9 protein-coding genes are annotated in these 12,530 nt (G+C 41.4%); 5 read left to right on the top strand and 4 right to left on the bottom strand.

Annotated features, from left to right (window positions below; all coding sequences use genetic code 11):
- Positions 1–13 precede the first annotated feature (13 nt).
- The 3 genes from OKW21_RS11515 to OKW21_RS11505 all read right to left on the bottom strand — a co-directional run bounded on the left by OKW21_RS11515 (position 14) and on the right by OKW21_RS11505 (position 4,482).
- The gene (locus OKW21_RS11515; protein WP_277479603.1) at positions 14–1,495 is read right to left on the bottom strand and encodes a sensor histidine kinase; all 1,482 of its coding nucleotides are present in this window, start codon (positions 1,493–1,495) and stop codon (positions 14–16) included.
- Positions 1,496–2,197 (bottom strand): response regulator transcription factor, encoded by a 702-nt coding sequence (locus OKW21_RS11510; RefSeq protein ID WP_277479601.1) that lies wholly within the window; start codon positions 2,195–2,197, stop codon positions 1,496–1,498.
- A gap of 779 nt (positions 2,198–2,976) precedes the next feature.
- A complete protein-coding gene (locus OKW21_RS11505) occupies positions 2,977–4,482 on the bottom strand; it encodes a TolB family protein (RefSeq protein WP_277479599.1) in 1,506 nt (501 codons plus the stop codon).
- 389 nt (positions 4,483–4,871) lie between these two features.
- Here OKW21_RS11505 and OKW21_RS11500 point away from each other — a divergent pair, with 389 nt between their 5' ends.
- The 5 genes from OKW21_RS11500 (at position 4,872) to OKW21_RS11480 (ending at position 11,686) form a co-directional block, all read left to right on the top strand.
- On the top strand, positions 4,872–6,050 hold the full coding sequence (locus OKW21_RS11500; RefSeq protein WP_277479597.1) for an aminotransferase class V-fold PLP-dependent enzyme: 1,179 nt from the start codon (positions 4,872–4,874) through the stop codon (positions 6,048–6,050).
- Positions 6,051–6,224: 174 nt separating this feature from the next.
- Positions 6,225–6,701, top strand: a complete 477-nt coding sequence (locus tag OKW21_RS11495) for a Fur family transcriptional regulator (RefSeq protein WP_277479596.1) — start codon at positions 6,225–6,227, stop codon at positions 6,699–6,701.
- The gene (locus OKW21_RS11490; protein ID WP_277479595.1) at positions 6,698–9,136 is read left to right on the top strand and encodes a TonB-dependent receptor; all 2,439 of its coding nucleotides are present in this window, start codon (positions 6,698–6,700) and stop codon (positions 9,134–9,136) included. The genes OKW21_RS11495 and OKW21_RS11490 overlap by 4 nt, the downstream gene beginning before the upstream one ends.
- 137 nt (positions 9,137–9,273) lie before the next feature.
- Positions 9,274–11,007 carry a GMC oxidoreductase gene (locus tag OKW21_RS11485; RefSeq protein WP_277479594.1) on the top strand — a complete coding sequence of 578 codons (1,734 nt, stop codon included), beginning with the start codon at positions 9,274–9,276 and terminating at the stop codon, positions 11,005–11,007.
- Between the two features lie 10 nt (positions 11,008–11,017).
- Positions 11,018–11,686 carry a gluconate 2-dehydrogenase subunit 3 family protein gene (locus tag OKW21_RS11480; RefSeq protein ID WP_277479593.1) on the top strand — a complete coding sequence of 223 codons (669 nt, stop codon included), beginning with the start codon at positions 11,018–11,020 and terminating at the stop codon, positions 11,684–11,686.
- On the opposite strand, the gene OKW21_RS11475 is transcribed toward OKW21_RS11480, so the two are convergent.
- Positions 11,683–12,441, bottom strand: coding sequence for a LytTR family DNA-binding domain-containing protein (locus OKW21_RS11475; protein WP_277479591.1), 759 nt, complete (start codon positions 12,439–12,441; stop codon positions 11,683–11,685). The two genes, OKW21_RS11480 and OKW21_RS11475, sit on opposite strands and share 4 nt — an antisense overlap.
- Positions 12,442–12,530 lie beyond the last annotated feature (89 nt).

The raw sequence follows: 12,530 nt of genomic DNA, 5'->3' as shown, positions 1-12,530 counted from the left end.
ATTTATCCAACGGCTACTGGCCGCTAACCAATGGTAAGCTAAAAAAGAAAGTTGTGCCTTCATCCTGATCGCTTTTTACCTTAATACTAGTGTGATGAATCTCCAAAATGTTTCTCACAATAGCCAGGCCAAGACCACTACCATTGACACGCGGTTCTTTGCCCATGAAGTAGCGGTTGAAGATTAATTCTTTTTCTTCCTCATGAATGACAGAGCCACTATTATTTATCATTATACACACTTCTTCTTCACATTGCTCAGCATGAATCTTAATAGTGCCATTGGGAGGTGTATATTTAAAGGCATTGTCCAGAAGGTTCTGCATGACCCTTTCTATCATGGCCAGGTCAGCGTATACCAGCGCAGTTGTATTCTTCAGTTTGGTCTCTAGCTTCAGCGATTTTTCTTCCGCCAGGAACTGGTATTTCATGGCGATATCATGTAGCAAGTCTTGCATAGCAAAGGTTTCAGGCTTAGGCTCTATCTGCCTGGATTCCAGCTTGGTAAGTTCAAACAGATCATTTACCAAACGCTTTAGTTTGTTGGAACTGTTCAGGATAATACCCATATATTTCTGCTTCTGCTCTTCGCTAAGGCTATCCTTTTTGATATTTAGTGTTTCTACATATCCCTGAATGACAGAGAGCGGTGTGCGCAGATCGTGAGATACATTGGCAATCAGTTCTTTTCTCAGCTTATCTACCTGTTTGAGTTCATCAATATTACGGACAATTGTATCAGCCATATTATTAATGGAATAGCTAAGTTGCCCCAGTTCATCATCCTGCCTCACTTCAACCCTGGCGGATAAATCTCCCTCCTCAAATTTTCTTATCATATACTGTATCCGTCTCAGGCTGCGGGTAAGCCACCAGATAACCAAAAGGCTGATCATAAGCGCGGCTATCAAAACCAGTGAAAAAGACCAAGCGCCAATCCTTAAAATATGGCTCTGCCAGAGCGAAGCCATTACATTATCATATTCTTCGCTGGCAAGGATCATATAGACATAGCCGAGCAAATTTCCTTCTTCTCTTACCTCTGCCGCTGAAAAGATAGTGCTGCGGCCCGGGTTACGGGGATCGTCGCCCAGCGTATAAGTTTGACCATCAGAATTCAAAAAATTCTTTACCGGACCAATATCCACTGATTTTAACTTCACTTTTTTATCTAAAACAACATATGAAAGTATATCTCCTTGGGGGGCAAGCAGATATACTTCTATACTGGGATTCACTGCCATCATAGAATGCATGATCTTTCCCAAAGCTTCATCATTCACTTCCCCCTCTACAAAGGGATTTACTTCCAGAAGCATTTCTTCTGCAACATGAGCATTAAGCCTTTGGGCGGTTTCCTCATAATAACGCTTGGAGGCAAAGGAAGTAATAAGTATAAAGGATATTCCCAACAACAGAAAAAGGATAAATAACACAATGGCAATCCGCCAAAAAAGGCTTTGCCTAAGTGAGTGCGCTTGATGTTGTACTGGCATTTATTCGTCATTAAAACGATAACCTATTCCCCAGGTCGTCAATATGTATTGTGGCTCAGAGACATTTCTTTCAATTTTGGAGCGCAGACGATTGATATGCGCGTTAACGGTGTGCTCATAACCACTGAATTCGTAGCCCCATACGAGATTGAGTAGTTCCTGCCGACTATAACTTCTTCCCGGATGCGCAGCCATGATCCATAAAAGATCAAACTCTTTGGGAGTAAGCGCTAAACGCTCCCCATGAATCTCAACGCTTCTTTTTTCTGCATCCATATGTAAACCATCTGCTTTAAGTACTTTCTTTTTATCGGTTTCCTGCTGATTTCCCTGTATCATTTCTACCCTTCTGAATATAGCTCTCACTCGGGAAATAAATTCACGTACACTGAAGGGCTTCGTGAGATAGTCGTCAGCTCCTGTTTCCAATCCAAGAATCTTATCAATTTCTTCAGATTTAGCGGTAAGCATCAATATGGGGGTGTATTTCTCCTTTCCTCTGATCTTTCTGCAAATTTCTAACCCATCTATTCCAGGCAGCATGATGTCCAGGATGATCAGATCAAAGCAATGATTCAAGGCTTTTTGCAGGCCCAGATTTCCGTCATGTGCTTTTTCTATTTTACATTCCAGATCAATAAGGTGAATTTCAAGAAGATCTACTATTTCAGAATCGTCTTCAACGATAAGTACCTCTTTCATATCACTTAATTTACTCAATATTAGGGATTAAGTATCACAAAAGTATCACAGATCTTAAGCGGATGAATTCAGGAACGTTCAGCTTCCCAAGCTTAGGGATGCGGACATTTTTTTGAACAGTTGAAAACTTTTTGTGCCGAAAAGACAGCTAATCTCCCAATAGATTTGATTGTCATCAATTGGCTCCTCAGCAAAAAAAGAAAAGCGTTGAATTGGTAAAACTCCTGGGCTGCTTATCCTTTCTGTTCACGGTTGATGCATTTGGCTAAATGAACAATATTACTCATCTCATGGATCAAATGTGAAGCACTTAAAACCTATACCAAGCTGGTGGCAAGATTGACCCAGCCGGCTGATCAATGCTGCTGCCTCTGTCTGGGCGGTGGCCCCTAAAAAAATGGCTTAACTGTGCTTTGGTTTCCTTTGCAAAATGTTGTACCAAAGAGATCAGGCTTTCTCCTTTTAACAATAAGCTTTGTTCCAACTCAGCGATCTATACCCTGAAATAAAGGTTGACACAATCATCCAGAAAGTTAATACAAATCGCACTACAGCTTAATATAAAATTCGGTAAGTATCTTAAAGCTATTCACACCCTGCACCTGCATCAATAAAAGCTGGTGACGACCTGATTTAATCTGACCCTTTTGCTTTACAAACAACAGCATGAAAAAATGACCCATCAGCAATTTGGCTGCGAAGAAAAATTACTGATGGGTAATATGTATTTGACCTTTACAATGAGTATAAACGATCTAAAGCTTGCAATCCTATTGAATCTATTTCTTTGAATTACTCACAAAAGCAATGCTTTTGCTGTCAGGAGACCATGAGGTAACATTCATAGTTCCCTGACCACCATATATATTTGCGATTACTTTGGGCGCCCCCCCCGATAATGACATCAGCCTGATCATCACCCTACGGTATGAAGGGTGCGCATCTGGTGGCACATCTTTTTCATAGGAAAGAAAAGCTACCCATTCTCCATCGGGTGAAACATGGGGAAACCAGTCGTTGTACTCATCAAAAGTAAGTTGCTCCTCTTCTGTACCATTCTTTTTCATACGCCAAATCTGCATAGTCCCGGTTTGATTATCATTATAGTAAATATATTTACCATCAGGAGACTCTTCAGGCCCGTCAACATATCCACTGGTATTGTCTGTTATTTGCTCTTCCTCACCTCCTTTCACTGGGATTTTATAAATATTAAAAATTGTAGTGTCTCTCTGAGCTACATAGTAAACTTCTCGATCATTGGCTGACCAGCCATGAAAGTAAGAGGGCCCTTTTTCGGTAAGAAGTCTGGGGGTTCCACCTTCAGCGGGTAGCACATAAACCCGGGGGCCAAGTTCTACATTCTGGCTACTCGTGATCGCTAACTGATCACCATCAAAAGAGTAGCCATGGTCATTATTAATTCTGACAATATCACCTGTATTAAGCTTTTCCGGTTCACCTCCATTTAAAGGAATGGTATACAATAAGCCATCCATCGTAGTAAGTAGGTGTTGTCCGTCAGGTGACCAACTAGGTGACTCAATACGATCTTCGGCAGAGGTTTCATATATCACTTTTCTTTTACCATCCATTACGTTCATTGTCTCGAGCCGACAAGCCATAAAACCATCGTAGTTATTCTCTACAGGCTCAGTGATACGTACATTCCAAAACCTGGCTTCTTCTACCATATCTTCATTGTGTGAAGTAATAAACAATCCTGTATACACTTCATGCGGCAGGGATGACATTTCATAAGAACCAATTTCCTGCAAATGCTCTCCCCAGTGCGCTGCTCGCATGGTAATTATATCTCCTTTTCTTTCCAACTGTAATATTTCATACCCCTTTTTAGGTGCAGAAATGTCATCTTCAGGATCTCTCATATAAGCTCCTTTTAGCACTCTCCTTTGTAATACCGTAGAGCCGTCACCATGTACAGCAGCGCTGACATGGGATGCGTCATCGTCTACTGACTCCCTGATCATCAGGCCTGCCTTTCGCAATGGATCAACTCCTTCGCCTACAAATTCAAAATTGGCGGTAATGATAAAATCCCCACTTTGCTTTTTGTGAAGAAACTGGAACTCATCTCTTTCAAACCAGATGTTATATCCCGCTCCACTCAGCGTATATGTCTGTGAAGCTTCATCAAAACTTGTACTTCCTGATTTGCTTGGCTGACCAATATCTTCGTTTTCATCAAATATACCGATGGAAGATTGAGAGAAAGTGGGATGAACTAGAAATATGCATACAAGCATCGTTAGGATAGATTTCATAGTTTTAGGTGTTAGTTGTAAAAAATTCATTCTCCTGAATCAGACCAGAAAAACAATATTTATTTGCGTTTTATAAGATCATATGCTTAATCATATTAGACATCTCAATGCACCCTTAGAAATTTTCCCCTCATGTCAATTTTAAGGACTTTAACCTGCTTCAACTAAATATAACTAATGTTCCTACGAATTGCATAAAATTTTTAGTTTGTTTTTGAACTGTTACTTAGGAAGAAATATCAGGTACAGACTAAGGCATCCTGAAAATACACTTAAGTCCTAATACGGGGTTTGATTGGATTATCAAACTTAGTCTGCTATGCCACTTGATTTTCAGCGCATGGCTACAAGAATGTTGGTTCCTGAGACAGGAGTTTTTATTTTTAGATATGCAGTTTAATATTGAGCAAATCAGAAAAGATACTCCGGCATGTCAAAATAAGTTGTTTCTTAATAGTGCTGGTTCTTCTTTGATGCCTGCTAAAGTAGTGGCTGGCATACAACAGTATTTGGAAGAAGAAGCAAAACTTGGAGGTTATAAAGTAGCTGATTTACAGGAGCATGCGATAAATACATTTTATCAGGACGTGGCAAAGCTTATCAATGCTGAATCCAATCAAATTGCGTTTGCTTTTAGTGCTACTGAGGCATACGCCAAAGCTTTATCTTCCCTTTCATTTGAAGCAGGAGATGTTATCTTAACCTCAGATGACGACTATGTTTCCAACCAGATTCATTTCATTTCGCTACAGCAAAGATTTAAGATCAGCATTGTAAGAGCTAAAAACCTGAACAGCGGAGACATTGACCTGGAAGATTTGGAAAAGCAAATTCAGAAACATCATCCCAAACTTGTCGCTATCACCCATGTACCTACCAACTCAGGATTAGTGCAGGATGCAGCAGGTATAGGCAAAATTTGTGAAAAATATGATGTGCTTTATCTCCTGGACGCTTGTCAATCTGTAGGGCAAATGGTCGTAGATGTACAACAAATAAAGTGTGACTTCATGAGTGTTACCGGCAGAAAGTATCTGCGAGGTCCACGAGGAACCGGCTTTTTATATGTTTCCGACAAACTCCTGAAGAAGGGATATGCTCCTTTATATATTGACCTAAGGGGGGCAAACTGGGATTCGGATAATCATTATTCAATGCTTGAAAATGCCAGAAGGTTTGAAAGCTGGGAACTGCCCTATGCCTTGTTGTTAGGATTGAAAGAGGCCGTAGCGTATGCTAACCTTATTGGCTTGAAGGATATTGAAATATACAACCAGAAAATTTCTCGGCATCTGCGCAAAAGGCTTTCTGCACTATCAGGAGTAAGATTATTTGACCAGGGGACTCGCAAGTGCAATATCATAAGCTTACAAAAAGAAGGTAAAAGCCTGGAGCAGATCCAGGCTAAACTAGATGCCGAAAATGTGATTTATTCTACTGCAAACAGGAGCAGTGCGCTACTAGATTTTGACAAAAAAGGAATAGATTGGGTAGTCAGGTTATCTCCCCATTATTTCAATACGCTTGAAGAAATAGATCAGGTAGTGGACATCATTGATCACATTTAGTATAAATCATTACATCATCAGCGCTAAGACTCATGGGTGTACATTAAATTACATATCGCTATTCACAACCTTACCAATACCATGTTGCTTACTTAGATAGCGTTAAAATGAATTAATACCATATTTTTGCAGTTGATTACATGCAACTTTATTGCACATTAAGTAACTTGCGGCATGGACCAACAATTTCTGGAAAGCTTATTTCACCAGCATAAATTGCGCTTTACCAAGTGCAGAACTGATATTATTGTGTTCTTTTTTGATGCATCTTTCGCCTTATCGGCTAAAGATCTTGAAACCAGATTGCCTCAGTATGACAGGGTCACTATATATCGTACATTAAATTCTTTCATAGAGAAAAACATCATACATCCTATTCCCAGTGATGGCGGTGCGGCTTTGTATGGCTTATCTGAACACATAAGAAAAGTACTGGATCAAACTACTGTTTCTGAAGACTTCACTGCTGCAGACCAAAGCAGTATAGAAGCCATACATGAGGAACATATCCATTTTACTTGTAATGCCTGCGGAAAAACCTCATGCCTTCCCGAACAAATGATACCCAAAGTAAGCCTTCCACAAGGTTATCAGGTGCAGGAGGTTGAAATGGTGGTCAAGGGCTATTGCAAATCTTGTAGCCACTCATGAAGCATCCACTTTATTTTTTATTAAGTCTGCCATTATTTTTTTTTGCTGCTATCAATGTTATTGCGCAGCCAGAAAACGCTGCTAACAAAGATAGCTGTCTGTATCATGTAGAAGGCTATGTGTTAGACCTACGTACCCAGGAGCCCCTCCCCTATGCCAGTGTACAGGTGAAAGAGAGCAAAACAGGTACTTTCACCGATCAGAATGGCCATTTTATGATCAATAAACTTTGTCAAAAAGAATTTGACCTGATCGTTACTTATGTAGGCTATAAAAAGGTGATACACCACCATGATACCTATCATGAAGTTCCGAAGATTTTAATGGCAGCCGACAGTGTGACTTTAGAGAGTGTGATCGTAGAAGGAGATATACAGGAAGGCGCATTATTTTCCGGTACAGTCAGCCAGCTTTCTTCAAACACATTTAGACAGAATCAATCTGAATCATTAGGAGATCTCGCCAGTAATATCAGCGGTGTATCTACACTTAAAACAGGACAAAACATAGTAAAACCTATTATTCACGGTTTGCACAGCAATCGGGTACTGATCGTCAACAATGGCGTAAGACATGAATTTCAAAACTGGGGAGTAGAACATGCGCCTGAAATTGACCCATCTATGGCAAATCAGATCAGTGTGGTAAAAGGTGCCGCAACAGTTCGTTACGGTCCTGATGCATTGGGAGGAGTATTGATCATTAACCCAAACAAGCTGGAGTTACTTACCCCTTTTTCCGGTGAAGTAAACCTGGTAGGAAAGTCTAATGGCCGCTCAGCCGATGGACATATCAGATTGCAAAAGGGCTTTCATAAATTTAGTGTTCAGGCGCAGGCATCCAACACGTATCAGGGAGATGTACATGCTCCTGATTATGTGCTTTCAAATACTGGCAAAAGAGAAACGAGCATGTCACTGGGTACGCGCTACCACTGGAAAACTCTTGACCTTTATGCTTCCTATAGTCATTTTAACCAAAACCTGGGCATATTAAGAGGATCAGTAACTGGTAATCTGGAAGATCTGGCTTTAGCCATCAAATCATCTCCTCCTCTGTATACGGCTGACTTCAATTACCAGATTGATAACCCCCGGCAGCAGGTACAGCATGATGTATTCAAACTGAAAGGAGTGATTAGTGGTGATAACCAGTCACTTGAGCTTATCTATGCCTTCCAAAAAAACCAACGCCTGGAGTTTGATGTGAGACGAGGTGCTAATAATGAAAGTCCTGCCATTAATCTGGAATTAATGAGTCAGACGCTAGATTTGGAGTGGAAGCATCCGGATTTATTTGCTTGGGAAGGAAGCCTGGGTATCCAAACCATTTACCAGGACAACAATAACCTCCCCGGTACTAATACCATCCCTTTCATCCCCAACTACAATTTCTCCCGTATTGGTTTTTACCTGATTGAAAGCAAAAACCTTGATGAAATGCGTCTGGAATGGGGACTCAGGTATGATTTTCAGTACAATTCAATTCGTGGAAGAGCGACTGATAATGAAATATACCGCAATGAGCTTTCATTCCAAAATATGACTGCCACGCTTGGTTTGATCAAACCTTTGCAAAATGATCATCTTTTTAGAAGCAACATTGGTACAGCCTGGCGTCCGCCTAATGTTTCAGAGCTTTATAGTTTTGGTAAACATCAGGCCTCCATTGAATATGGCTTATGGAGATATCAGATGGATGAAAGCAATGATGTTATCAACGATCAGATTCTGGATCAGGATGATAAGGCCGCTCCTGCTGAAATGGGCATTAAATGGATCAATACCTATGAGATCAATCACGAATTGGTAAGAGCAGAGTTCACTGGCTATGTTAATTATATCCGCAATTATATTTATACAAAACCAGCGGGGATTACCCAGACCGTAAGGGGGGCTTTTCCTTTCTTCATTTACGATCAGGATGATGCCTTGTTTGCAGGCCTGGATGCCAGTATTGAGTACTACCATACTTCCAACATTCATTCTCAGGCCATGCTTAGTTATGTGTGGGCAAAAGATATTGCGAATGATGAACAGTTTGTGGGCATCCCCCCCTTAAACATACAATATTCGTATCATCAGAGCCTGCGAAAGTTTGCTTTTATAGATCAACATAGCTGGAATGCATCTCTCTCTTATACCTTTCAGCAATTTCAGGCACCCCCTGTAGTTAGCATTGAAGAAATTCTTGAAGCGCAGGAAAATGATGCTAATATATTTGACGAAAACGCATCTAATTTTGACCTGTTACCACCTCCTGAATGCTACCTGATGTTCAATCTGGGCTGGAATGCTCAGGTCAATCGCTTTAACATCGGTTTCCGGGTCAAAAATGTACTGAATACTTCTTATCGTACCTATACTGATCGTCTTCGCTATTTTGCCGATGACCTGGGCAGAAATTATGTGCTACAGCTGCGTTATCAGTTTTAAAATTTTCTGATACATTTTTGTAACTAATATAGGTTCACTCCTCAGCTTATATATTTTCATTCTAAACAAAACAAGTTTAGTACAAATGGTTGCGTTGTATTTTGTGCCTGCCTATTTTATGCACAAAAAACAGCTCAATGCAGATTAAAGAAAGTTCAACAGTCTACGACGTTTGTATTGTAGGCTCAGGTGCTGGTGGTGGAATGGCAGCAAAAACGCTAGCTGAAGCCGGTGCTAAAGTCGCCTTGCTTGAAGCAGGGCCTATGTTTGACTCCGCTCAGGGAGATATGTTTAAATGGCCTTACCAATCTCCTCGCAGAGGAGCGAATACCCACAGACCTTTTGGCGAATTTGACGCTGCCTTTGGAGGCTGGGAGATTGAGGGTGAACCCTATACCAGGGTGGCAGGCACTGAATTTGACTGGTTCCGCTCCCGCATGCTCGGTGGACGCACCAATCACTGGGGAAGAATATCATTGCGTTTTGGGGAAAAGGATTTCAAAAGAAAAAGTGTTGATGGTCTGGGCGATGACTGGCCGATCAGCTATGCCGATATCAAACCCTATTACGACCGAATAGATAAGATGATTGGTGTATTTGGGGTTAATTTTGATCCCAGTTTAGGACTGGTCAATGAGCCGGATGGTCATTTCCTCCCTCCTCCCAAACCCCGTGCTTATGAAATGCTGGTGAAGAAAGCTTGTGACCCCCTTAATATCCCCGTGGTCCCTTCCAGGCTTTCAATCCTTACCCGGCCTTTGGGAAAAAGGGCAGCCTGCCACTATTGCTCACAGTGTAATCGCGGTTGTTCTACCCATTCAAATTTTTCTTCACCTTCTGTACTTCTTCCTCCAGCGCTGGAGACCGGTAACGTTACCCTGATTACCAACGCGATGGCCAGAGAAGTACTTACCAATGATGAAGGATTGGCAACCGGTGTTTCTTATATAAGCAAGGATGACAATATGGAATATACTGTCAGGGCAAAAGCCGTGGTGCTTTCTGCCAGTGCCTGTGAGACGGCTCGCCTGATGCTAAACTCCAAATCATCACGCCATCCTAACGGTCTGGGCAATTCCAGTGGCATGGTAGGAAAATACCTGATGGACTCTACCGGTGGCGACCTTGCGGGAGTCTTTCCCCAGATGATGGACGGAATCCCATATAATGAAGATGGTGTCGGAGGCATGCACATGTATATGCCCTGGTGGATAGACAATCAAAAGGCCAAGTTAAATTTTCCCAGAGGTTATCATATTGAAATCTGGGGAGGCAAGAACATGCCTTCCTATGGTTTTCTGGGAGGCATTCAAAATTATAATGCTGCTTTCGGTGCTGAGCGCCCCAAAGGTGGTGGTGGCTATGGCACTCAACTGAAAAACGATTATCGGAGTTTTTACGGTGCTATGGTGGGCTTCAGCGGACGTGGTGAGCCGGTTGCACTGGAAAGCAACTATTGCGAGATAGATCCCGGTGTAGTTGATCAGTGGGGTATTCCGGTGCTTCGTTTCAACTACAAATGGAGTGATTACGAAATACTGCAGGCAAAACATATGCAGGATACTTTTGAAGAGATCATTGACAGCATGGGTGGAAAGCTTCTGTGGAACAAGGCTGGTGAAGAATCCAACTATGGACTTCACGCACCCGGGCGAATCATACACGAGGTAGGCGTAGCAAGAATGGGTAAGGATGCTAAAAAAGCTCCGGTAAATGAGTACTGTCAGTCATTTGACTGTAAAAACCTCTTCGTCGCTGATGGTGCCTCATTTGTGTCTATGGCTGACAAAAATCCTACCTGGACTATTTTAGCCCTGTCACTGCGTACATCTGAATATATCATTGACCAGAAAAAGAAAGGTAATATCTAATACTTGAATTATGGAAGAGCCTAATAAAAATGGTATGGACCGCCGTACCTCTCTTAAATATATGAGTGGAGCCGCCGCCTCCTTAGCGAGTTTAACCTGGGTCGGCTGCGAAACTCCCGAAGAAACAGCGGAAGTTACTGAGCATAAGCATGCCGCTAATGAGGAAATGAATATTAGCGAAGCGGATCAAAAGCTGATGGAGCAGCAGTTTTTTACCGACCACGAGATGCAAACCGTGACGGTATTAGCCAATCTCATTATTCCCGCTGATGAGCGCTCTGGCAATGCTGCTGATGCGGGTGTTCCTGAATTCATTGAATTTATGATGAAAGATCAGCCGTGGCACCAAACCGGTATGCGGGGAGGTCTACGCTGGCTGGACATAGAGAGCATGCATCAGTTTGAAAAATCATTTTTTGACTTAAGTGAAAAGCAACAAAAGCAAATTCTGGATCAGATTGCTTATCCTGAAATCGCTAAGCCTGAAATGAGCCAGGGAGGCAACTTTTTTAATAACTTTAGAGACTTTGTGGCTACTGGATTTTTCACCAGCAAGATGGGTATTGAAGATCTCAAATACATGGGAAATACCGCCAATGTATGGAAAGGCAGCCCTCAGGAAGTGATGGATAAATTAGGCGTCAGCTACGATGACGTAGATGGCTACGAATTTGCCTAAAACTTCATCAGTGCCTTCACTTTAGGCGCATAACTTTGGCTGGAAACAAGCTGTTGTGATTTTTTGCTTTTCAGAAGTACAGTAAATCTATTGCCAGAATGCTTTCGGATTTCTTTGATCAGCAGCTTGTTTACGATATACGAGCGATGAATACGAATAAATTGTTGGGGTAGCTTATTCTCCAAATCATTGAGCGTATGCTCAATCAGATAGGTATTATCGTCGGTATCCAGCACATTTACATATTTGTCTTTTGCCTGAAAAGAAACGATGTTATACATTTCGAGAAAAATGGTTCTGTCCCCGATCTTGACTGGAAAATTTAGCTGATGGTATTCAGCAGACTCTGAACCGTTTAAATTTTGCTGTTTTACAGCTTGAACGGACTTTTTACTTGGTTTGGTGGACCAGAATAATTTGAAAACTAACCACAAAAGTAGGATAGGAATAGCTGTCAGCAACCAAAAAAGAAATCCCCAATTCAGCAAAAAACTTCCTATGCCCGAACGTTCCTCAATGCTAAAGTTAATTCTTTCATTTAAAGGGATATTTTTCTGGGCATCTCGAAAGTCTTGATCAAAATTATCAAGATTGTAAATTTTTAACTTAAGATGTGGGCCATTGACTTCGGAAAATGAGGTCTGATTATTTAGGAGATCTTCATATTTACCACTATTCAAAGCTTCCTGCTCAAGCGTAATCTCTGCCAGTTTTTCATTCCTTACCAGCACTACTTCACTTGCTATTCCTTCCATCAGTATATCGTCAAATTGTGCTTTGGATATGTAGGAAGCAGTGCTTTTCTAGTTCCAAAAAATAGTACCTGCAAAAAGCACTAAAAGGA

It is taken from the genome of Catalinimonas alkaloidigena (genome assembly GCF_029504655.1).
GTDB lineage: Bacteria > Bacteroidota > Bacteroidia > Cytophagales > Cyclobacteriaceae > Catalinimonas > Catalinimonas alkaloidigena.
Note: the sequence above shows the minus strand (reverse complement) of the source record. Positions and strands in the feature narration are given on the sequence as shown.